The sequence below is a fragment of the Gordonia sp. YC-XJ4 genome, assembly GCF_059511865.1.
This window is the reverse complement of record NZ_CM183447.1, coordinates 5620311-5642209: the sequence shown is the minus strand read 5'-3', so window position 1 is coordinate 5642209 and position 21899 is coordinate 5620311. Positions and strand designations below refer to the sequence as shown.

Genomic DNA, 21899 nt, shown 5'->3' with positions numbered 1-21899 from the left:
AGACCTTCCGGCGCGGGCTGATGTGCGCGGGGTCCGACGTCTACTACGGGTAACCGTAATTGCTGAGGACGTGCAAGCGCTGCCAAGGCTGACCTAAGTAACGTTCGGTCGGTCTTCGGAGTTGTCCAGAAAAGAATACCCGCCGGTAACTTACTGTCTAGTCAGTACCGGCGGGTGTGACATTTGCGACCTTCTCGAGTTCCTCGAGGGCGGTGTCGAGATGGGTCAGCAGCCGCTGCAGGCTCGGCAATTCCTTACGGGCGCCGATCAGGCCGAAGTTCACGTGCTCGGCGGTCGTGGTGACGGTGATGTTGAGCGCGAGGCCCTCCATGGCGACCGACACCGGGTAGACGCCGTCGAGGCGGGCGCCATTCCAGTACATGTGCTCACTCGGGCCCGGCACGTTGCTGATGATGATGTTGAACTGCGGCGGCGTGTACCGCACGAAGCCGGGGATGGTGGCGAACGCCAGCGAGGCGATCGTCGCGGCGCCGTACGCGAGCGCCTGGAGCGGGGCGAGTCCGCGGATCACCTTCTTCGACTCGCGCATCGAATTCACCAGGGTGTGCAGCCGACGCTCGGGATCGGGCTGATCGGTGGCCATGTTCGCCAGGATCGCGGTGATCGAGTTGCCGTCCTTGCCGTCGGGGCCACCGAGGTGCATCGACACCGGGACCGCGGCGATCAGTGGCGCCGACGGCAGGGCGTCGCGGTCGATCAGATAGGACCGCAGCGCACCCGAGCACATGGCGATGACCACGTCGTTGAGGGTGATGTCCATCTGCTGGGCGACCGCCCGCAGGCGCTCGGTGGGCCACTGCTGGGCGGCGAACCTGCGTGCACTGCCGATCGGGACGTCGAGGATCGTCTTGGGTGCCGGACGGAACGGTGCGGCGAAGTCCTTGTTGGTCATCGCCGTCCACGCGATCTTGGTGGTGGCGGGGACCATGCCGACGAGCTGTCCGCCGACCTCGAGAGCCGCACCCGCCAGTCCCATCGCGCCGGACAGGCCGGGGATGCGGGAGGGGCTCGGCGCCTTGGGTTTACGGGATCGCCGATAGAGCGCCGGATCCCACGGCGCCGACCCGCTCCGGTCGTCGGGATCGGTGGACAGGGTCCGTTGCAGCATCCGCAGCGCCGAGACGCCGTCGATGAGCGAGTGATGGATCTTCGTGTAGAGCGCGACGCGGCCGTCGTCGAGACCCTCGACGATGTGCACCTCCCACATCGGACGATTGCGATCGAGCAGCGCGCTGTGGTGCAGCGACACGTAACGCAGCAGCTCCCGGACGCGGCCGGGCCGGGGTAGAACGGCGCGACGCACGTGGTAGTCGAAGTCGATCTCCTCGTCGAACGACCACGCCGTATATCCCATGACGCTGGCCGGACTCGCCGGGCGCTTGCGGAACAGTGAATGCAGCTCGGTGCAGGCGTAAAATCGCTCGACCATCTCCTCGGCCAGCTCGTTCGACGACTGGCCCTCGCGCGGGACGAACAGCTGCAGCCCTCCGACGTGCATCGGCTGCTCGCGGGTCTCGGCGATGAGAAACATCGATTCCGTGATCGGCATGTACGGCATGCGGGCCACCCCCTCCTGCTGACTCGAACTGTGGCTGGGATCACACTACCGCCTCTTGCGGCAGGCGCCCACACGAGATCCATCGACGCAGGCCAAAGGTCCCGGGTGCCCGTTGGCGGGTCGGGCTACGGTGGGCGGGTGGATCTGCGGAGCGCGGCCCGGCGTGCGATCCCGGTGGCGCTGATCGTCGTCGAACTCGTCGTCACCATCGCGGCGACATGGGTGTTCGTCGCTGCCCATGGTCGTGTGCTGGCGCCGGATCGGGTGCCCCGCGGCTCGACGGTTGTCGTCTTCGGATCCCTGGTCTCCGATGGTGATCCCGGCGACTATGTCCGGGGCCGTCTCGACACCGCGCTGGACCTGTACCGATCCGGTGCGGTTGCTCGGATCATCAACTCCGGCAACGGTTCTGCCGATGCCGGTGACGAGCCCGCGGTGATGCGCGCCTATCTCGAACAGCGGGGTGTGCCGTCGGGGGTGATCGTCGACGATCCCGCGGGGTTCGATACCGCGGACACCTGTCGACGCCTGCACACGGTGTACGGCGTCGATCGTCCGGTGCTCATCACGCAGGACTTCCACATCCCGCGTGCGATTGCGTTGTGCCGCAGTCTCGGTGTCGACGCCACCGGTGTGGATGCGCGGTGCGAGTGCTCGGTGATCACGCAGGCGCGCAACGTGATCCGTGAGGCGCTGCTCGCACGACCCAGAGCACTGGTGACGGCGGTGACCGGATGGTGACGGCGACGCTCCGGTTCCGTAATGCCGATCAGGTTGTGCCGCGCGCCGATTCGGACACCAAGTCGGCGATTGCCGCCTTGCCCGCCGGAGTCTCGTGATAGGGGGCCGGCCCCTGGTATCCGAGCAGCCACGGAACCGGTGAGCACACCCCGTGGTCTCGCCCGGCCGTCGACACCGCCACGACGCGCGCGTCACCGCGTTTCGACGCGGTCGCGATGGCGGCGTTCAGCCCGCGATACACGGCGTCGGTTTCGGCCTGCTGCTCGGTGGTCAAGGGCAGCAGGTCGCACTGCGTGCCGTCGACGAGCGGGAGATAGTCGACGAACAGGACCGACGCCCGCGGCGCGCGTTGGTGAATCGCTCGCAGCATGCGAACCAGATCGTCGGTGAGATGGGCGAATTCGCGCGCACCCGGAGGTGGGGAGGGCTTGGCATTGCAGTGCTCCGGACGTACCCCGACGACCGGGCCGACCGCCTGGCAACTGTAGGCCATGACTCGTCCGACGTAGCGGATGTTGTTGCCGCCCACCGTGACGGTCACCAGCGAGGTGTCGGGGGTGAGCACGTCGATCTGTGGTCGACTCGCCCGTCCCGGTTGGGCGCGGTCGACCACGTCGGCCACGACGGCGCCCGAGCAACTCGCGTCGGTGAGTGTGAGTCCGAGGCGCCGCGCGACCAGACTGGGATAGTTGTCGGCCGAGCGCATGCACCGCTTGTCGGTCAGCCGCGTCCCACCCGGTCCCGCCGCATATGAACTTCCCAGCGCCACATACTTCTTCGTCGGTGGCGCCGATGGTGACCGCGATATGTCCGAGGGCGATCCACCCGGCGATGATGCCGGGCCTGCCGGTTCGGGTGCGCCGCAAGCCGCGACGAGACCCGCGAGGATCACCAGGAGCGTGACGAGGTACCGAGCGGTGTGGTGTGTCCCCGATGACGTCACGGGTCCATTGTGCATTCGCGCGGCTGTGCGGACGGAATGCCTCGCCCGGAGCTGCTATCGGCCGGCGTCGGCCGTGGTGCTCGCGGTGCGCCCGGTCAGCTCTGCGACACCCGGTCCCGACGCCACGGCATCGGGACCGGCAAGCGTGGGCGTCCGGTGACGTAGAGCGACCCGGGAAGGTGACGCAGGATCTCGACGAGGAGCAGCGAGCCGGCCAGGGTCAGCAGGTACACGACGAAGGTGCTCCAGGGCTCGCCGATGAGAACCAGCATCGCGGGCCTGCCGTTCATCTGCGGGTACAGGATGAAGAACAACACCAGTACGTGGCAGAGGAACACGCTGAAGGACCGGTTGGAGGCGAACGAGACCGCGCGGGCGAACCGAGGCGTCATCTCGCGCCAGTGCTCACCCCAATGCGCGGCCACCGCATACAGGCACGTCATCGCCACGACGAGAAACGGCACGAGCGCGGGGTAGAACGCGGAGTTGTTGTCGTGCACCGGCTTTCCGTCATACCACACCCCGTAGAGGTACGTACCCAGGGCGAGGGCGGCCGTGGCCAGCAGCGCGCCGAACAGCCACCAGCCCTTTCCGGACAGCCAGCGCCCGATCTCTTCACGATGCACTGCGGCGACCGCACCGTAGAGGATGAAGAACTGGTACGGGATGAAGGTCGCGTAGTTGTGCCACCAGTAGGTGGCGATCGAGGCCGGCGGTTCCCAATAGGTGATGGTGGCGGTGATCGCGAGTTGCGCGGCGAGGCTGGCCAGCAGCACCCACTTGTGCTTGCCCACGGTCGCCCGCACCAGCCACAGGACCAACGGGAAGAGTAGATAGACCTGCAACATCACGAACAGGAAGTACATCTGGAAGCCCGACAGGCCCCACATCGCGAGTTTGCCGAACTCGTTGAGGCTCGTCGGGACCTCGCGTAGCCGTCCGTGTACCCACATGTCCTCGACGACCCAGTAGATGAACGACCAGATCACGTAGGGGAAGATGACGAGCTTGATGCGCCGACGCCAGAAGGCGAACGTCGAGAAGTCACGCTTGTCGAAGTTCTGGTACATCAGCACGAAGCCGGTGAGCGCGAAGAAGGTGTTGCGGGTGAAGTGCAACAGCATCGAGGTGGTGTTGACCGGCAGGCTGGTGAACTCGTCGGTGGTCTGGGTGAGGCAGTGTACGAAGATGACGAGGGAGAACGTCGTCGCGCGGATGAGGTCGACGTGGTGCAGGTAGGCCCGCTTGGAGCGCTGCCCGACGGACGGGGCGCTGGCCGAAGGTGCCTGCGTCTGCACGCCGGTGGTGGTCGCGCGCGTGAGTGCTGTCGTCATTCCTCAACTCTCGAACGGCTGCTCGGGACGGATGATCGCCACGTCGCGCGGGGTGGTCCGCGACACCGCCGACGTGCGGACGCGGCGTCGCATCCGAAGACCGTCGTGATCTATCCGTGATCAAGCGTCACAGTATCAGCGCCACCTTGCGGGTCGCTGAGACAATTCTGGACGTACGTTCCCAAGTGAACAACATCACATGAATTTCGCGAATCCGACATGTGCTCTTCTGATGCACGTCGCCCTGACCTCATCTTTCCCTGCAGGCGACCGATGAGATTGCACTGAACGAAATCCTTTTGCCGTTCCTGAGGACCCGGCACCCTGACTCGCACCTGCCCGCTCGGGCGACTTGCGACGCCTGACCCGCGACGTCGAATCCGAGCGGACCACGAGGTCGACAAGGGAAGAGGACAACACATGACAGATCAGCACAACGGGGAAGCGCGGAAGAGGTCGGTGGCGGTGGTGGGCGCTGGGCTCGCCGGGACCAGCGCGGCGCTCGGGTTCGCCGACGCCGGTTTCGACGTCACCCTCTACAGCGACCGTAACCGCGAAGAGCTCCGCGACAAGGTGCCGCCGACGGGGGTGGGCGTGCTGTTCGGCAAGCCGCGGGAGTGGGACGCGGAGATCATCGAGGATCTCTACGAGGTCGGTAACACCACCGGCATCAGCGTTCGGCTGCATTCGGGCAGTGGGGACGAGCGCGCGGACGTGCTCGCATTCAATCCCGATTACGGCTATGTGGCGCAGGCGGTGGACCTCCGACTGCGGGCCGACGACCGACTCGGCCGTTTCCTGGACCGTGGCGGGCGTTTCGAGGTGGGACATGTCGACGCCGCTCGCCTCGACGAGATCGCCGGCGCCCACGACGTCACCCTCGTGGCCACCGGCAAGGGTGGCCTGTCGGCGCTGTTCGAGGTCGACGGATCGCGCACGCATTATCACGAGCCGCAGCGCCGGCTTCTCCAGGTGACCCTCGAGGGTGTCGACCACGGCCCGGACACATTCGCCTACCGCTCGCGCGAGGGCGGGCAGCACTCGCTGTTCAATCTCGACAGCGACAACGGCGAGATCTTCGTCGGCCCGTTCCTGCACAAGGATGCCGGATCGACGTGGTCGTTCATCGTGTTCGCCAAGCCCGACGGGCAGTGGGCGCCGCTCATCGACAACGTCGTCGACGCGCGATCGGCGCGCCAGACCGTCCTCGACATCTTCGAGAAGTTCTTCCCGAAGGACGCCCCGGTGGTCTCGCGGCTGCAGGTGATCGAGTCCGATCCGTACTCCTGGCTGACCGGCGCGGTGACTCCGACGGTTCGTAAGGCCGTCGGACACACCGCGAGTGGTCATGTGGTCGCCGCCATCGGTGACACCGCGATCGCCGTCGACCCCGTCGCGGGTCAGGGGGCGGCGAACACCCTCATCCAGGTCGCCGAACTGGTGAAGGCGGCACGCGCCCGGCTGGCCGACGACCCGGATGCCGCCCTCGACGAGAACTGGCTGACCGCCGAGTTCGAAAAGCACTGGGAGCGGCGTGGTCACGCGGCCACCGAGGTCACCCGTCTGTATCTCGGCGATCCGGACTTCGCCACCCACCTCGAGCTGGCGTTCCCGGCAGCGGCGGTGAACACCGACATCGCCTCCGCCCTGTTCGGTCTGCTGTCCGATCCGAATCCGTTGCTGTCGTTGAAGTCTCGCGACGACGTGTTGGGCTTCATCTCCGCGGTGGCCGGCGAGCCCGCCGACGATGTGCTGGCCCGGTTCACACCGGCCGGGGAGTTCAGTGCCGCTCCCGAGCAGAAGGAAACCGTCCCCGCCTGAGCGGTATCACCGGTGGTCTCTCGACCGCCGCGGTTGTGTCATCCGAATACAGATTCCACCAAGTTGGCCGAAAAACCCTGATTTTCGGGGTCGAGGGTCCGCTCACGTGGAATCTGTATTCGTATGCGGGGCGTTCGATCAGCGATCGTCGTGCGCCGGTGCCGTCAGGCCGACGGCGGCGACGATTTCGTCCACGAGGCGATCGAAGGTTCTTGACGACGGCGAAACGATCGACGAATGGGTTTGTCCGGCAAAGACTATGAGTCGGGCATTGCCGCCGACCGCGGTGTCGGCGGTGACGTAGTCCTGGGTGAGAATCGCCGGCACGGTGGTGTCGAGGCTGCCGACGAGCCCGATCACCGGGACCTGCGGGTCGAGATTCTGGATCGGATCGACAGCGGAGTACCGACGCGGCACCCGCTGCGGCGGGCCGCCGAGCACCCGCACCACATTGCGGTCGCCGAGCGCTGCGGCACGACGCATGTCGAGCGGCCCGGCGATCGACATCGCCACCGCGGGCCGATATCTCACCGGTACGCCGAGGGCGTCGACGCTGCGGTAGTCGCGGGTGGCGGTCCACACCGCGAGCTGGGCGCCGGCCGAGTGACCGACGACCACAGATCGTCGCGCATCGATGATCGGGTAGTCCCGGGCCACGACCGGGATGTCGTTGACGGCGGCGGCGACGTCGGAGAACGTGGTCGGCCAGCCACCGCCGCTGCCCACACGGCGGTACTCGACGTTGAGTACGGCCACGCCGCGGTCGGCGACGGTGGCGGCGAAGACGTTGAAGCTGCCTGCGCCGATGGTCTTGCCCCATCCACCACCGTGGATCAGGATCACCAGCGGTATCCGGCCCAGGTGCTGATGGTCGGGGAGATACAGATCCATCCAGTTCTGAGTCGGATCGGCGTGGGGCACCGGGTAGTCGATGCGCTGAATCCGGAGTCCGGCGGGTGCCACGGGCACCGGGGGTGGCGCCGCGTCATGGGTGCCCGCGCAGGCCGCGAGTCCGAGCACGACGCACAGGGCCACGACCGCGTACGCGAGCGTCGACCGCACTCGCGCGACACGCGACGGCGACGGGGGTACGCGCTCGGTGGGCACCTCCACATTGTGTCGCCATCGCGTCGGAACCGCCCATCCGACACCGACATTTCGGCTGTGTGATACCCAAAGGGCACACCACAGGTCAGGAGGGGCAACGATGCGCGGTAGAGGTTGGGGTCTGGCGGATGCCCCCTCGCAGCACGGACGGGTGGCGGTGGTGACCGGCGCCAACTCCGGGATCGGGTTGGAAACCGCACGTCAGCTCGCCGGATTGGGTGCGCGGGTGGTGTTGGCCTGCCGCAATCCGCGGTCTGCCGCCGACGCTCGTGACGCCATCGCGGCAAGCGTGCCCGACGCCGACCTCGACGTCGCGCGCCTCGACCTCAGCGATCTCGCGTCGGTTCGGGAGTGCGCGGACAAGCTCTGCGCCGAGTATCCCGTCATCGACCTCGTCGTCGACAACGCGGGCCTGATGCGCCAGCGCCGCGAACTCACCGTGGACGGCTTCGAGATGGACTTCGGCACCAACTTCCTCGGTCATTACGCGCTCAACGGGTTGTTGCTCGGCGCGGTGACGGCCGCCGAGGCGGGGCGCTTCGTGACAGTCGGTTCCAAGGTGTATCTCGCGGGCCTGATCGACTTCGACGACCTGACCATGGACCGCGGGTTCACCGCCGCACGTGCATACTCCCGCGCCAAATTCGCCCAGCTGGTGTACGCGGTCGAATTGCAGCGGAGACTCACCCGCGCCGGGCAGCGCGCGCTGTCGGTCGCCGCGCATCCCGGCGCCACACAGTCCGGTGTCATGCGCGATCAGAACGCACTCCTGCAGTGGCTGTTCACCACACCGTCACTGCGCTGGCTGCGGCGCACCTTCATCATGGAGGCCTCCGGCGGGGCGCTCATCACCGTGCGTGCCGCCACCGATCCGGCGGTGCTCGGCGGTCAGTACTACGGCCCGCGGGGCGCCATCGGGTTCAGCGGCCCGCCGGTCCAGATCCCGTTGGCCGAGAAGGCCACCGACCCCGTACTGGGCCGGCAGCTGTGGGAGTGCGCGGAGAAGCTCACCGGGGTGCATGTCGATCTGTAGGGGAATCGGGCGATGGCGATTTCACCCGTACACGTGACCGTCGACCCGTACGATCAGACCGATGACTCGATCAGCCGGCTTCCTGCGTATCGGAATCGCCTACACCCTCGCGATCGCGGTCGGTCTGGTCTGGCTCTTGTGGGGTCCGCACCTGTCGATGCCATGGTTGGACGCGTTGATCGCCGACGTCCTCGCGACGCTGGTGATCTTCATCTTCAGTCGGGCACACCACAATTCGAGCTTCTACGACGCGTATTGGAGTGTGATCCCGCCGCTGCTGGTGGTGTGGTGGTGGGTCGACGGCGACGCGGGAATCGGGGCGGTGCACTGCTGGCTGCTCACCGCGCTGGTCGTGGCATGGTCGATCCGGCTGACGGTCAACTGGGCCAAGGGGTTTCCCGGACTCCACCATGAGGACTGGCGGTACCCGATGTTGCGCGATCAGGCCGGGCGCGGCGAGATCGTCGTCGATCTCACCGCGATTCATCTGATCCCGACGCTGCAGGTGTTCCTCGCGCTGATGCCCGCCTACATCGCAGTGCGCCAACCCGATACCGAGGCGCCGTGGCTGACCGCGGTCGCGCTGGTGGTCGGGGTGGCCGCACTTGGTCTCGAGACCGTCGCCGATCGTCAGCTGCATGCGTTCGTTGCGACGGCCTCGCCCGGAGCGGTCATGGATCGCGGGGTGTGGTCGTGGTCGCGACACCCGAATTACTTCGGCGAGTTCGGATTCTGGCTTTCGCTGGCGTTGTTCGGGGTGGCGGCGGCTCCTTCCGATGCGTGGTGGATGTTCGTCGGCGCGGTGGTGATGCTGGCGATGTTCCTCGGCGCCAGCATTCCGATGATGGAACGGCGCAGCCTCGACCGGCGCCCCGACTATGCGAGAGTGATCGGCCGGGTGTCGAAGTTCGTGCCCTGGCCACCACGACCGACCGTGCAGACCGATCCGGCGTGAGCAGACCACGGGTGGTGATCGCCGGGCTCGGCGACACCGGCACCCTCACCGCGATCCACCTCGCACGTCGCGCCGACGTCGTCGGGATCACCGTCGCACCGGGTCTGATCAGCGGGCAGGAACTCGGCATGCGGTTGACCCGTCCCGAGGCGTGGGCACACGAATATGCGTTGCCCTACCGGCGATATCGCGCGCTCGACGCCGCGACGATCGTGCACGGACGCATCACGTCACTGGACCCCGACGTGCGGCGACTCACCGTCGCCCGACCTGACGGCACGACCCTCGACGAGTCGTATGACGCCCTGGTCATCGCGACCGGTGTCACCAACGGGTTCTGGCGGACCACTCGGTTCCGCGACGAGGAGCAGGTGTCCGCGGAATTGGCCGACCATCATCGGCAGGTCCGCCAGGCGCGTTCGGTGATCGTCGTCGGCGGCGGGGCGTCGGCGGTCAGTGCGGCCGCCAACATTGCCGCCCACAGCCTGGATACCAAGGTGGACTTGTATTTTCCCGGTCCATCGCCGTTGCGGACGCATCATCCGCGCACCTGGCGCACCGTCGGTGAACGTCTCGAACGCGCTGGTGTTCGACTGCACCCCGACCATCGCGCCGTCCTCGACGACGTCGACACGACCCGACTCGACGCAGGCACCGTGCACTGGTCCACCGGCCAGCCCCCGGCGCAGGCCGACCTCGTGGTGTGGGCGGTCGGCCGCACCGCCCCCAACACCGACGGACTGCCGACTGCGCTGCTCGACGACGACGGCTTCGTGCAGGTGACGCCGACCCTGCAGAACCCGTTGTATCCGAACATCTTCGCTGTCGGCGACGTCGCCGCCACCGATCCGCTGAGGTCGTCGGCACGCAATCGCGCCGACCGGCTGGTTGCCCACAACGTCCGTGCCCACCTACAGGGCGGCCGGCTGCGGACCTATCGGCCGCCACCCCGACGGTGGGGGTCGGTTCTCGGTCCGCAGACCGACGGTCTGCAGGTGTTCGCGCCCAACGGCCGCGCGTTCCGGTTCCCCGCGTGGGCGGTCGAGAGAGTGCTCTGGCCGGTCATCGTGCGGCGTGGGATCTACCACGGTGTACGTCCGGAACGGGAAGGCCCCGATTGGTGACGACATGATCGGTGACGACCTGATCGCTGCTCGACGTTACAGTCCGGGGTTCAACTGTCAGGTTTGTTCTGTATTCTGTGGTCCTGTCTCACGTGAAAGGGGGAGCCGTCATGATCGACAACATCTTGTGGAACGCGATTCAATCCAACGACACCGTGCTCGCTGTGCTGCAGTACATCTTCAGCGGCGTCAAGTAGAACATGACCGGGCATGCCCCGATCCTCGGTGAGGATCGGGGCATGTCGCTGTCTGACGATGCCTGCGCGCGAGGCTCAACCGGCGAAGCGTCCGGCGAACGCACGCAGTGGCAGGTCGGCGCTGGTGACAATACCGGGCGGCGCGGCAACGACCGCGCGGATCGCATGCAGCGCGGGCATTCCGGTGACCGTCATCCCGATCGACGCGAAATTCTGCGGATCGGAGAGATCGACGCCGGGCCGCGGGAAGATCATGTGCTTGTTGTAGACACAGGGATCGCCCTGGATCTGAGTCAGGTAGCAGCCCTTGATGTCCCACGAGGGATCGGTGTGCGGCGTCATCTGCCACTCGAGGTGGGACTCCACACGCGGGACCCCGCCGACCATGCCCTGATACCGGATGTAGCTGCCGCCCAGCGATCCCTTCGGTAGCTGATACCAGCCGAGATCGACGTCCTTGGTGCAGGCGCCGAGCTCATAGCCGAACGTGACCTCGTCGAGTGGGAGGTCGAAGGCGTCGGCCATCAGATACACCGAGTCGGCGAAGACCGCGGTGTATTTGTACAACATGTCCGGCAGACGCGGATCATCCACGGGCAGGCCGTAACCCACTTCTCGCCAGGTCTGCGCGGAGTGATGGCAGGACACGTCGACCGACTCGGTGACGGTGATGTTCTCGATGTCGGCGACGTCGGCGGAATTGACGATGCCGAGGATCTGACAAAGCCCCGGATTCATCCCGGTCCCGTAGAAGGTTGCCCCGCCACGTGCGCAGGCATCGGCGATCACCTCGCTGACGCGTCGCCCCGACGGATGCGGGTGGTTGGTGTCGCGGTGGTAGCCGGTGATCCAATCGGCGGTGGTCACGACGTCGATCCCCGCTTCGAGGACCGCCACGTAGAGGTCTTCGTCGGGGAAGACACCGTGAAAGGTCACCACGTCCGGGCGCGCGGCGATGATCTCCGTGACGGACCCGGTGGCGCGCACTCCGATCGGTTCCATCCCGACGATCTCACCGGCGTCGCGGCCGATCTTGTCCTCGGTGTAGCAGTGCAGCCCGACGAGCTCGAGATCCGGGTGGCGCTGGATGCGGCTGATGGTCTCGGTGCCCAGATTGCCGGTGGCGACCTGGAATACGCGGATGGGAAGGCTCATCGGGATTACCTCTCGCCGTGGTGTGGTGTCGGGGATCAGGCGCTGGTCACGTGCGCGGACGGATGCAACGGAACGATGGCCCCACTGTGCGGCATGCGTGGGTCGGTTCCCAGATCCTCGCCGTCGGGGTAGAACTGCTCAGCCCAGCGTCGAAGGGCGGTGAACCCGGCGAACTCCTTGCGGGACAACGCCGGTGGGTCGGAGTAGCGCTGGTGCGACCAGATCTCGACGTCGGCGGCGAACTGCTCGATGACCAGGTCGGCCATCGTCTGCCCGTAGGGGGTCATCCCGGTGGCGTTCTCCTCGCCGGGTTTGCGGCCGATCCACACGGTGAACCGGACGTCGCAGGTGTGCTCGTCGACCGGGGTGACCGCGGGCATCGTCCGGTTCTCGATCATGCCCCAGGACCTCGTCACCGAGCAGCCGAGCCCGGCGTTGATGGAAAAGACTCCGCTGCCGGCATTCTCGAGGGTCTTACCCTCCTCGAACGCGATGGTGAAGTCGACATAGGACACCGGGCCGTCGAAGTCGTGCCGGGTGAACTCCGGCATGAACGGTGTCTTGTGCACGAAGAGGAAATGCGCGAAATCGACGCCGTTCTCCAGCACGTACTGCGGGTGCAGCTCGAGCCCGCGCCAACAGCGGATCGCCGCGGGCACCGGCGGATAGTAGCGACGCGCGGCGTCGGCGTCGTCCCCGAACGCGGTGAAGATGTCGGGCACCTCGAAATACGGTGCGCGACCGTGCTTGTCGTACCAGATCCAGATCGACTCGTTGCGCTCGACGACCGGGTGACTACGGATACGGCGGCCCTTGTTCGGGCGCGCCTCGTACGGGATGCACACGTTGCGCCCTTCGCTGTTCCACTGCCAGCCGTGAAACGGGCACTCGAGGTTCTCGCCCTCGACATGTCCGCCGTATCCGAGGTGGGCACCGAGATGTTCGCAGTAGGCGTCGAAGACCGAGACCCGGCCCGACGCCGACCGCCACGCGACCATCTCCTGGCCGAAATAGGTCATCCGGACAACCGCGCCGACCTCGATCTCCGCCGACCACGCGACCTGGAACCAGCCGGTCGGTTCCATCGACAACGGAGTCTTGGCCACCTCGGGTCCTTCCGGCAGTTCGCCTCGCCCGCGGGCTGTCGCGAGCGATATTCCCACCAGAAAAGTAGAACCCTCTACGAAAAAATACAAGAGGGTTCTACGAAAAGCCTCGCGCAGTAGGCTCCAGATCATGACAGAGGCTGCGGTGCGTCGCCCCAACAAGCGGGGACAGGCCACACGCGACGCGATGCTCGACGCCGCGGTGGCGTCGTTGGCCACCGGTGATCCGGGATCGGTCTCGGGCAACCGCATCGCCAAGGACATCGGGGCGACCTGGGGAGCGGTCAAATACCAGTTCGGCGACATCGACGGACTCTGGGCGGCGGTGTTGCGCCGTACCGCGGAGCGCCGCGGGACCCTACCGGTGCGCGCCTTCGACCACCACACCTCGCTGCGCGAGCGTGTCCACGCCATCGTCGACCTGATGTACGAGGGACTCACCGCGCCGGACTCGCGCGCGATCGAGACCCTGCGCGCCGCTCTGCCGCGCGAGTCCGCAGAACTCGAACGCCTCTACCCGCAGACCGCCACCGAACTGCGCTCGTGGGCGCCGCAGTGGAACACCGCCTGCCAGAACGCATTCGGCGATCTCACGATCGACCCACAGCGTGTGACGGCGGTGGCCGCCTTCTTACCCGGCGCAATGCGGGGGCTGGTCTCGGAGAAACAACTCGGCAGCTACAGCGACCTCGACGTCGCGCGTCGCGGACTCGCCGACGCCATCGTCGCCTACCTCGCGCCGACCGAGGAGAGCGGTCAGGACGAGGCCTGATCCGACTCCGACTTCGCGATCTCGGCGCGGACCTCGTCCATGTCGAGGCCCTCGACGGCGTCGATGAGCTGCTCGAACTGCGCTGCGGGCAGCGCGCCGGGCTGATTGAAGACGAGGACGCCGTCGCGGAAGGCCATCAGCGTGGGGATCGAACGGATACCCAGGCTCCCGGCGAGCTGCTGCTGCGCCTCGGTGTCGATCTTGCCGAAGGTGATGTCGGGGTGGGCTTGGGCGGCCTTGTCGAAGACCGGCGCGAATTGGCGGCAGGGCCCGCACCAGCCGGCCCAGAAATCGAGGAGCACGATGCCGTCCTGTTCGACGGTGGCTCCGAAGTTCTCGAGAGTGATCTCGTGTGTACTCATATCCCTGTCAAGGCCGACCCACCAGGGCCTATTCCCGACGACCCGGTCAATCCACCGGGACGCCCAGGCCGGCGCGCGCATCGGCGATCTCTCGGGTGATCCGCGCCGCGTCCCATCCGAGCTCGGCGCCGGCGATCTGTGCCATCTCGGTGAGGTCGTCGTCGGCGGGCCGACCCACCGTCCCGATACCGGTGCGTCGCAGTAGCAGATCGAGCAGGGTGCGTGGCGATTCGTGTCGCGCGGAGTGGGCCACGGCCGCGAGGGGGATGCCGTCGTGGGTGACCGTGCGCGCCAGGTCCGGGCGCTCGATCGCCCGCGCCAGCACGTCGTCGGCGTCGCTGCCAAAGATCTGCTCGACGATCGCGACCGTCCGTGCATCGAGCCCGCCGGCCTGCCGGACGTGCTCGCCGGTGGGTAGGCAGCCCGCGAGAAGTGTTGACGCGCTGGAACTCCGGCGTACCGACAGTCCCTCACGCTCGCTCAGCGTGGTGACCGCCTTCTGTGCGAAGGCCCGCGAATTGGTGTACTTGCCGCCCGTCGCGGTGACGATGCCGGCGAGTCCGTCCCTGCGGTGGTCGACGAGTTCCGAAGCGCGACTGGCGTTGTAGGTGTCCTCGCCGTTCTGCTCGGTCAGTGGTCGCAAGCCGCCGTAGGCCGCGACGACGTCGTCGAGATCGAGCCGGACCGGGACCATCGATGCGGAGTTGATCGCGTCGAGGAAGGTCTCGATCGACGCGCGGGTCAGTCGCCAGTCCTCGACCGCGCCCCGGTACGGGGTCTCGGTCGGCCCGATCAGTGAGAGCCCACGCCACGGCGCGAAACTGAAATGTCCGTGCCCGGAAACGGTGAGCACCATCGTCGTCGACAGTTCACGGGTGACGAGATAGATGCCTTCGGACCGGACCGTCGGCGGTGGTCCGGCGAGGGTTTCGGTGAGCGGACTGCCCGCCAGCACGTCGCGCGCCCACGGCCCGGTCGCGTTGACGGTGACGCGGGCGCGCACCTCACCGACCTCCCCGGTCAGCCGATCGCAGATGTGCGCCCCGACCACACGTCCACCGCCACCGATGATCGTTTGCACCGCAACACCATTGGCGACAAGGGCCCCGTGCTCGGCGGCACTGCGCAGGAAGGCCAGGGTGAGGCGTTCGGGGAAGGCCATCATCGCGTCGTGGAACAGGGCGCCGGAATGCAGGTCGGCCAGGCCGCGCGCGGCGAGCTCGTCGTGATCGAGAATGCGATGGCGCGGAATGTGTTTGGTCGGATCGCCGATCCGGTTGCGGTCGGCCGAGAGGAGGTCGTAGGTAGTCAGTCCGAGGCGTTCGACGATGCCGGGATCGGGCAGCACCATCGGGATCGGTGAGACCAGGTTCGGGGCGATCGACATCAGGGTCCGCCGCTCCGCCAGGGATTCGCGCACCAGCCGGATATCGAACTGCTTGAGGTATCGCAGTCCGCCGTGGATCAGTTTGCCCGTCGCCGCCGACGTCGCACCGCCGAAATCGGACCGTTCGACGAGCGCGACGTCGAGTCCGCGGCTCGCCGCTTCATAGGCGATCGCCGCACCGGTGATGCCGCCACCGATGACCAGGACGTCGACCGTCGTCGTGCGACCGCCGAAGTCGTTGCGCCGCAACCGGGGTGCGGGACTCATCGGCCGGTCCCGGAAGGATCGGCCCCGCCGAGGTCGGCTCGGATGCGGGCGAGTAGATCGGTACGTTCGCTCTCGACGTTGAGCCAACCCAGACGCAGGATGCGGGCAGTGGTCATCCACGGTGCGATCCGCTCGGGTCCGATGCCGGTGCGACGTCGGTACTCGGCGAGGTAGAACCGCAACATCACCCGCCGAACCGATTGGTAGACAACGCGTTGCAGCGTCGAAATGCCGGGGAACAATTCGGCTTCGGTGAACAGCAAGGACGTCGCGGCGACGTCGGCGGCGGGGTCGCCGAGCGCTGCCGACTGCCAGTCGATCGTGGCCAGTCCGCCGTCGTGTTCGAACACGTTGAGCGGATGGAAGTCCAGGTGCAGCACCGAATCACCACTCGGCAGTGCGCGGATTCGACGGCGCAGCACGTCGCGTTCGGGGTCGTCGAGGTCGGACAACGGAGCGGTGTCGAGCAGCGAGACGGCCACCTCCCGCACATCGGGGAAGACGTCGCTGCGGGCGGCGTGGATGCGGGCGTGCTCGGCGGCGAGCATCCGGGCCACCGCCGGGATGCGGTAGGGGCGTCGTTCGGCGACGGTGGTGAGGGCCACCCCGTGGAGACGATCGAAGACGATTCCGACCCGCCCGTCGTCGAGCGCAGCGGTGCCGTGACAGCGAATCGGGGTGATGCCCAACGTATTCGCCTCGATCGAATCGCGGACCTCGGTGGCGATGGCGGCGTCGTCGAGGGCCCCGGTGAACACCTTGACGACCCGGTCGGGACCCCACTCGAAGATGTCGGCGGTGCGACCGGTGGCCAGTTGACGCCCGGGTGTTGCGGTCATCCGATCTCCTTCGTGCCGCCGTATCCGATGCGCAGCGCATGCTCGATGACGCCGTGCTGCTGGGACTCGTTCAGAGTACGGGGCGCACCGATGGCATGTGCGCGCCAATAGATCTCACACAACCACTCGAGGAGCAGCGCGTTGTCGGCGGCGGCGGCGAGATCGTTGCCGAGAGCCACCGCACCATGATTGGCCATCAGTGCCGCGAGGCGTCCGCTCAGCGCCGAGTGCACCGCCGTGGCGAGCTCGGGGGTGCCGAAGGTCTCGAACGGCGCGACACGCAGCGATCCGCCCAGGGAGAGCTGTTGATAGTGGATCACCGGCAACTCGGTGCACACGATGGACAGCGCCGTCGCGAATCGGGAGTGGGTGTGCACCACCCCGGACAGGCCCGCGAACTGCGGCTGCCGGTACACCCCGAGATGCAGATCCACCTCGGAACTCGGCGACAGATGACCGTCGAGTACCGCGCCGTCGAGGTCGACGACGGTGACCTCGTCGGCGTCTGCGGAGGTGAGATCGATCCCGGATGCGGTGATGGCCACCACCCCGTCGACCCGGGCACTGACGTTGCCCGCGGTACCGATGAAGAGCCCGCGTTCGCCGAGGTGGCGGGACATTGCGGCGACGCGTTCGCGCAGAACGGTGGTGTCGACTGTCACGCACAACAGCGTGAGTGGACGGAAAACCAAAGTCAAGTTTGGTTGTGTGTCGCTCGACGTTCGGCGGATATGGTGGGCCGGTGTATTCCGCTCCAGACGAGCCGGCTCCGGCCGCTCCGCCGACAGACGATCTTTCGTCGGTACCCCTGAAGCGCACGCCCACCCAGTCGCGATCACGCGAGAAGGTCAGCAAGGCCCTCGCGGCCGCCGACCGGATCGCGGTGCGCGAGGGTGTCGACGCGCTGACCCTGACCAGGGTGGCCGAGGAGGCGGGGCTCTCGGTCGGCGCCCTGCATCAGTATCTGCCCGACCGTGACGCGATCGCCGCCGCCCTCGTCGCCCGCTACCACGAGCGCATCGAGAACCTGATGGACGACGTCATCGATCGCATCGAGGTCGAGGAGATCGCCGACCCGGTCGCCGAGGTGATCGGTCACATCGCGGGGATCTACACCGACGAACGCAGCGTGCAGATCGTGCGGTCCATCGCGCGGCTGCCCGGTGGACCCAGCCGTGCGCACAAGGCACGGATGGCGGTCAAGGTGTGTGAGCTGATGCAGGCGTGTGGACTGACCGGATGCGATATGACGGTGGCGCGCACCGTGTTCGCCGCGGCCGACGCGGTGATGCACGAGGCGTTCAGTGCGGTGGGTGAGGACGGTGCGACCACCCCGGACACGGCGTTGCTGGCCGAGTTGGAGGACATGATCCGGGCGTACCTGGATCAGCGCTGACCCGGAGGGTCTTGATCAGCGCTGACCCGGAGGGTCTTGATCAGCGCTGACCCGGAGGGTCTTGATCAGCGCTGACCCGGAGGATCGGAATCGCCGACCACCTCGAGCGCCGACAGCCCGACGAGGAGCGCGCGGAGACCGAGGAGTAGGCCCTCGACGTCGGTGCTGTCGGGATCGGCGATGCGATGCAGCGAGAATCCGTCGATCATCGCGAGCATGGCGTCGGCGGCCAGCGGGTTCTCGACACCTGCGGCATTCAGCGCTCGGCGGGCGATCTCGCGGGTGGCCTCGATGATCGTGACGACCCGTTCGCGCAGCTCCGGCTTGCGCGAGGCGTAGAGGTAGATTTCGAACTGGGCGACGGTGTGCGGGTCGTGTTCGCTGCGGATGAAGTCGACGAAGCTGCCGATCAACCGGCCCGCCGACGCGGGACCGTCACCGAACGCGCCCTCGAGTGCGCCGAGCCGGGCGACCTCGCGGTCCATCGCCTCGGTCACCGCTTCGGCCATGAGCTCGTCGATCGATTCGAAGAAGTAGCTCGTCGACGAGGCCGGTAATCCGGCCGCGGCGGCCACCGCCCGGTGGGTGACGGCGGCGAGCCCCTGTTCGGCCATGATCTCGATGGTCGCGTCGAGCAGCTTCTGCCGACGCTGACGGCTGCGTCCGCGGACGCCCCGCTCGGTGGTCTGGTGGCTGGTCATCACACCGCGCTCGGGGCCGGACGCCAGCGCGTCGAGTCGATGCGTCGCGCCAGTGGGATGACCGCGACGAGACCGGCCGCGGGGATCAGGAACCCGAGACCGATCCCGGAGCCCGATGCGATGGCGCCGATGATCACCGCGCCCAGGATGACGCCCGCGTAGTTGAAGAGGTTCACCCGTGCGATGACCTCGTCCCGGCGTGCGGGCAGGATGCGTCCGGCCGCGGCGAAGGTCACGGGGATCAGGATGCCGCCGCCGATGCCGGCGATGGCCAGGCCCACGATCGCCCCGGCGAAGGCCGGGACGGCGGCGATCACCACACAGCCGGCGACGCCGATGCCGATCGCTGCCAGGGCCAGACGGGTGATGCCCACCCGTATTTCCAGGCGGTCGGTCACCAGGCGCGACAGCAGGGTGGTGACCTGATAGAGCGCATACCCCAGCGGGGCGAGGTGGGCGAGGTTGTCGAAGGCGTTGGTGAGGTAGACGGTGCTCCACGTCGACACCGCGGAGTCGAGCATGTAGATCGCCATCAGCGTGGCACCGACGAGCCAGATCGCGCGGCGCGGCAACGCAATTCGCTCCGCATCCGGCGCGGGTGACTGCTCGGTATCACGCTGGGCGTGGACCGCCTCCCGGGACGGATCGAGGCCGACGACGCCGAACACCGCAACCGCGAGTTGGATCGCGCCGGCGGTCAGCAGCGCTCCGATCGCGCCCGCCGCGGTGGACAGGAAAGCGCTCATGGCCAGCGCACCGAGGGCGGCCGCCGCGGTATAGGCGGCATAGAAGCGTCCGAGATGGGGTGTGGCCGTGCGGGCTTCGAGCATGGTGCCCTGCATGTTCGCGGCGGCGTCCATGGTGCCCAGGCCGATGCCGTAGACCACCACCGCCGCGATGAACGCGGCGAACACGGGCGCGAAGGCCATCGTCGCAATCGCCGCCACCTGCACCGTCAGGGCGGTGCAGACCGCGACCCGGCTGCCCCGGCGTACCGAGATCAGGTCGGCGGCCACCGAGCCGATTCCGGCCATGACGCACGTGCCGAGCAGGATCACCGCGACGCCCTGGTCGTCGATTCCCCAGGTGTCCTGGAAGGTCGGCAACGCCGTCATGACCGCGGCGTAACCGAGTCCCTGTGCGGCGTATCCGCAGGCCACCGCGGTCTTGCGGACCCGCAGTGAGGGCAGTCCCTCGACCGTGCCCGGTCCTGTCGGCGTGATCTGCATGCCTGGTCCCCCTGTCGGTGTGCGGGTCAATTATCACCGGCGCCGTGGCGTGGTGGACGCCGAAACCTTGCCGGACTCCAGAGTCTGGACTAATGTCCCGGTTACTCCCATTAAGAGTGCGGGAAGTCGACGCCGCAAGTGGGAAGTTTCAGTGTTTACGTCGATGAAACTCGAGAATTCTGCGGCAGCGTCGCCAGCCGAACGAGTCATTTGTCCAGAAATTGGGGATGTGTGTGACTGCACGCTGTCTCCGGGAAGCGGGAGCTGTGAGCGCAGATGCGCCGACGGCGCTGGTCACCGGCGCCAGCTCGGGTATTGGCAAGGGCTTTGCCGAACGGTTCGCCAGGAACGGCCACAACGTCGTGCTCGTCGCGCGTCGGGTCGAGCGACTGCGCGCCCTCGCCGAGAGTCTCGAGCGTCGATTCGGGGTGTCGGCGGCCGTCGTACTCGCCGATCTGGCCGACCCTGCCGCGCCGGGCGCGCTCGCCGCACATCTTCGCGAGGTTGGCCTCGAGATCGGAATCCTGGTGAACTGCGCGGGTTTCGGCACGGCCGGTCGGTTCGTCGACGAGGACGCCGATCGGATCCTCGAGGAGATGACGGTTGATGTGGTGGCGCCGGCACTGCTCACCCGCCACCTCCTGCCCTCGTTGCTGGCGGCCGGTCCGGCAGGCGCACTGATCACCGTGTCAAGTACCGCCGGCCACCAACCGGTGCCCAATCTCGCCGTCTATGCCGCCTGCAAAGCTTTCGTGACGTCGCTGACCTCGGCCATCTGGGAGGAGAGCCGCGGAAGCGGTCTGCGCGTCCTGGCTCTCTGCCCCGGGCCGACCGCCACCGAGTTCTTCGAGGCTTCGGGCTCCGAACAGTTCAAGGTCGGTCGGCTCGGCACCGTTGAGGAGGTCGTCGATGCCGCATTCGCCGCGCTCGACACCACGTCCGGGCCGGTGGTCACCGTCGGCCTCGGCAACCGGATCCAGGCGTTCGCCGCCCGATGTGCCCCGCGTCGGCTGGTGCTGACCGTCGGCGCCCGATCGACCACCCGGGCCGGCAGCGGCCCTCGAGAAAAGGATGGCCGCCCATGCTGATCGACGTCGACGAGCGCGTCCGCGCCGAGATCAACCTCGACGCCGTGTTCGGGGCACTGCCGACCCTGGTCGAATTGGTGCCCGACGCCCGCGACATCCTGTCGCCCATGCGCTCGGACACCACGTTGACACTCCGGGCGCCCGGCGGACTGAACGCGCGCTACACCTTCGGGAGCGGCGGTATCCGACCTGGTTGGGGCGCAGGCGGTCCCACGTTGTTCTTCACCTCAGCCTGCCATCTCAACGCGGTCGTCGCCGGTGATTCGTCGCCCATCCCGGCCGCCGGACCGCGCGGGCTACGATTCCTCACCACGGTGTTCACACCGCTGACCAACCTTCTCGGTGAGTATCTGAGACCCGACCCTCAGCGTCTCGCCGACCCGCGGTTCCGGGAGATCTCCACGTTGCTGACCCTCGAGGTGGTGGCCGGCGCACTCACCGTTGTTGCCAATCATGATGATAGCGGCCGATTCTCGGCGGCGCATATGTCCGACGGGCGCATCGACATGCAGATCGGTGACGAATACACCTATCGATTCCGGGTCGCCTCGTCGTACATGCGACGCACCGACGTCACCTCTGCCCGCCCGACCGCGGTCTTGCGTTTCGCCGACCTGACCGTGGTCGGCGACGTGCTCGCCGGGCGCGAATCGTCGTTGGCCTGCGTTGGCGACGGCCGCATAGCCATGTACGGACTGATCCCGCTCATCGACAACCTCAACCGCATCCTCGACCGTGTCGGGGCCTACCTGGAGCCATGATC

The 21899-nt window shown here is 67.3% G+C and carries 21 protein-coding genes; 9 read left to right on the top strand and 12 right to left on the bottom strand.

The genetic code is table 11. The features are described 5' to 3' along the window. Positions 1-157: 157 nt before the first annotated feature. A complete protein-coding gene (locus AC5ZH6_RS25305) occupies positions 158-1579 on the bottom strand; it encodes a WS/DGAT/MGAT family O-acyltransferase (RefSeq protein ID WP_035727905.1) in 1422 nt (473 codons plus the stop codon). A gap of 138 nt (positions 1580-1717) precedes the next feature. Between AC5ZH6_RS25305 and AC5ZH6_RS25300 the strand changes: the two genes are divergently transcribed. Next, entirely contained in the window at positions 1718-2320 is a 603-nt protein-coding gene (locus tag AC5ZH6_RS25300; protein WP_288337103.1) for a SanA/YdcF family protein, read from the top strand. Positions 2321-2348: 28 nt separating this feature from the next. On the opposite strand, the gene AC5ZH6_RS25295 is transcribed toward AC5ZH6_RS25300, so the two are convergent. Both AC5ZH6_RS25295 and AC5ZH6_RS25290 read right to left on the bottom strand, forming a co-directional pair. Continuing rightward, entirely contained in the window at positions 2349-3026 is a 678-nt protein-coding gene (locus tag AC5ZH6_RS25295) for an SGNH/GDSL hydrolase family protein (protein WP_288337104.1), read from the bottom strand. Between the two features lie 332 nt (positions 3027-3358). Continuing rightward, positions 3359-4597: an acyltransferase gene (locus AC5ZH6_RS25290; RefSeq protein ID WP_288337105.1), complete on the bottom strand. Its 1239-nt coding sequence runs from the start codon at positions 4595-4597 to the stop codon at positions 3359-3361. 420 nt (positions 4598-5017) lie between these two features. Here AC5ZH6_RS25290 and AC5ZH6_RS25285 point away from each other — a divergent pair, with 420 nt between their 5' ends. Next, positions 5018-6418, top strand: a complete 1401-nt coding sequence (locus AC5ZH6_RS25285; RefSeq protein WP_271354343.1) for a styrene monooxygenase/indole monooxygenase family protein — start codon at positions 5018-5020, stop codon at positions 6416-6418. A gap of 138 nt (positions 6419-6556) precedes the next feature. Here the strand turns inward: AC5ZH6_RS25285 and AC5ZH6_RS25280 are convergent, their stop codons facing one another. Continuing rightward, positions 6557-7525: an alpha/beta hydrolase family protein gene (locus AC5ZH6_RS25280; protein ID WP_244421145.1), complete on the bottom strand. Its 969-nt coding sequence runs from the start codon at positions 7523-7525 to the stop codon at positions 6557-6559. 100 nt (positions 7526-7625) lie between these two features. Here AC5ZH6_RS25280 and AC5ZH6_RS25275 point away from each other — a divergent pair, with 100 nt between their 5' ends. The 3 genes from AC5ZH6_RS25275 (at position 7626) to AC5ZH6_RS25265 (ending at position 10637) form a co-directional block, all read left to right on the top strand. After that, positions 7626-8558, top strand: a complete 933-nt coding sequence (locus AC5ZH6_RS25275; protein WP_288337106.1) for an oxidoreductase — start codon at positions 7626-7628, stop codon at positions 8556-8558. A 61-nt stretch (positions 8559-8619) separates the two neighbouring features. After that, positions 8620-9513 carry a DUF1295 domain-containing protein gene (locus AC5ZH6_RS25270; RefSeq protein ID WP_288337107.1) on the top strand — a complete coding sequence of 298 codons (894 nt, stop codon included), beginning with the start codon at positions 8620-8622 and terminating at the stop codon, positions 9511-9513. Next, entirely contained in the window at positions 9510-10637 is a 1128-nt protein-coding gene (locus AC5ZH6_RS25265) for an FAD-dependent oxidoreductase (RefSeq protein ID WP_288337108.1), read from the top strand. Before AC5ZH6_RS25270 ends, AC5ZH6_RS25265 begins: the two co-directional genes overlap by 4 nt. A 272-nt stretch (positions 10638-10909) precedes the next feature. On the opposite strand, the gene AC5ZH6_RS25260 is transcribed toward AC5ZH6_RS25265, so the two are convergent. Together AC5ZH6_RS25260 and AC5ZH6_RS25255 are read right to left on the bottom strand one after the other, a co-directional pair. Next, positions 10910-11989 carry an NAD(P)H-dependent amine dehydrogenase family protein gene (locus AC5ZH6_RS25260; RefSeq protein ID WP_288337109.1) on the bottom strand — a complete coding sequence of 360 codons (1080 nt, stop codon included), beginning with the start codon at positions 11987-11989 and terminating at the stop codon, positions 10910-10912. A 35-nt stretch (positions 11990-12024) separates the two neighbouring features. Continuing rightward, a complete protein-coding gene (locus tag AC5ZH6_RS25255; RefSeq protein ID WP_288337110.1) occupies positions 12025-13095 on the bottom strand; it encodes a Rieske 2Fe-2S domain-containing protein in 1071 nt (356 codons plus the stop codon). A 130-nt stretch (positions 13096-13225) separates the two neighbouring features. On the opposite strand from AC5ZH6_RS25255, the gene AC5ZH6_RS25250 reads away from it, so the two are divergent. Beyond that, positions 13226-13867: a TetR/AcrR family transcriptional regulator gene (locus AC5ZH6_RS25250; RefSeq protein ID WP_288337111.1), complete on the top strand. Its 642-nt coding sequence runs from the start codon at positions 13226-13228 to the stop codon at positions 13865-13867. Here AC5ZH6_RS25250 and trxA read toward each other — a convergent pair. Genes trxA through AC5ZH6_RS25230 form a run of 4 tightly spaced genes read right to left on the bottom strand, consistent with a single transcriptional unit; the run spans position 13852 to position 17384 of the window. Continuing rightward, positions 13852-14229 carry a thioredoxin gene (trxA, locus tag AC5ZH6_RS25245; RefSeq protein ID WP_014361789.1) on the bottom strand — a complete coding sequence of 126 codons (378 nt, stop codon included), beginning with the start codon at positions 14227-14229 and terminating at the stop codon, positions 13852-13854. The two genes, AC5ZH6_RS25250 and trxA, sit on opposite strands and share 16 nt — an antisense overlap. 46 nt (positions 14230-14275) lie before the next feature. After that, positions 14276-15883 carry a glycerol-3-phosphate dehydrogenase/oxidase gene (locus AC5ZH6_RS25240; protein ID WP_006369979.1) on the bottom strand — a complete coding sequence of 536 codons (1608 nt, stop codon included), beginning with the start codon at positions 15881-15883 and terminating at the stop codon, positions 14276-14278. After that, positions 15880-16722 (bottom strand): phosphotransferase family protein, encoded by an 843-nt coding sequence (locus AC5ZH6_RS25235; RefSeq protein WP_265077079.1) that lies wholly within the window; start codon positions 16720-16722, stop codon positions 15880-15882. The genes AC5ZH6_RS25240 and AC5ZH6_RS25235 overlap by 4 nt, the downstream gene beginning before the upstream one ends. Further along, positions 16719-17384 (bottom strand): class II aldolase/adducin family protein, encoded by a 666-nt coding sequence (locus AC5ZH6_RS25230; protein WP_020173253.1) that lies wholly within the window; start codon positions 17382-17384, stop codon positions 16719-16721. Before AC5ZH6_RS25230 ends, AC5ZH6_RS25235 begins: the two co-directional genes overlap by 4 nt. Before the next feature lie 80 nt (positions 17385-17464). On the opposite strand from AC5ZH6_RS25230, the gene AC5ZH6_RS25225 reads away from it, so the two are divergent. Continuing rightward, complete coding sequence (locus AC5ZH6_RS25225) at positions 17465-18118, top strand: TetR family transcriptional regulator (RefSeq protein WP_006369976.1); 654 nt, start codon at positions 17465-17467, stop codon at positions 18116-18118. A 65-nt stretch (positions 18119-18183) separates the two neighbouring features. Here AC5ZH6_RS25225 and AC5ZH6_RS25220 read toward each other — a convergent pair whose 3' ends face one another. Both AC5ZH6_RS25220 and AC5ZH6_RS25215 read right to left on the bottom strand, forming a co-directional pair. Further along, positions 18184-18819 (bottom strand): TetR/AcrR family transcriptional regulator, encoded by a 636-nt coding sequence (locus AC5ZH6_RS25220; protein WP_006369975.1) that lies wholly within the window; start codon positions 18817-18819, stop codon positions 18184-18186. Next, positions 18819-20048 (bottom strand): MFS transporter, encoded by a 1230-nt coding sequence (locus AC5ZH6_RS25215; protein ID WP_006369974.1) that lies wholly within the window; start codon positions 20046-20048, stop codon positions 18819-18821. Before AC5ZH6_RS25215 ends, AC5ZH6_RS25220 begins: the two co-directional genes overlap by 1 nt. Before the next feature lie 266 nt (positions 20049-20314). Here AC5ZH6_RS25215 and AC5ZH6_RS25210 point away from each other — a divergent pair, with 266 nt between their 5' ends. Both AC5ZH6_RS25210 and AC5ZH6_RS25205 read left to right on the top strand, forming a co-directional pair. After that, positions 20315-21136, top strand: a complete 822-nt coding sequence (locus AC5ZH6_RS25210; protein ID WP_035727878.1) for an SDR family NAD(P)-dependent oxidoreductase — start codon at positions 20315-20317, stop codon at positions 21134-21136. Continuing rightward, positions 21130-21897, top strand: coding sequence for a hypothetical protein (locus AC5ZH6_RS25205; RefSeq protein WP_006369972.1), 768 nt, complete (start codon positions 21130-21132; stop codon positions 21895-21897). The genes AC5ZH6_RS25210 and AC5ZH6_RS25205 overlap by 7 nt, the downstream gene beginning before the upstream one ends. Positions 21898-21899: the final 2 nt, after the last annotated feature.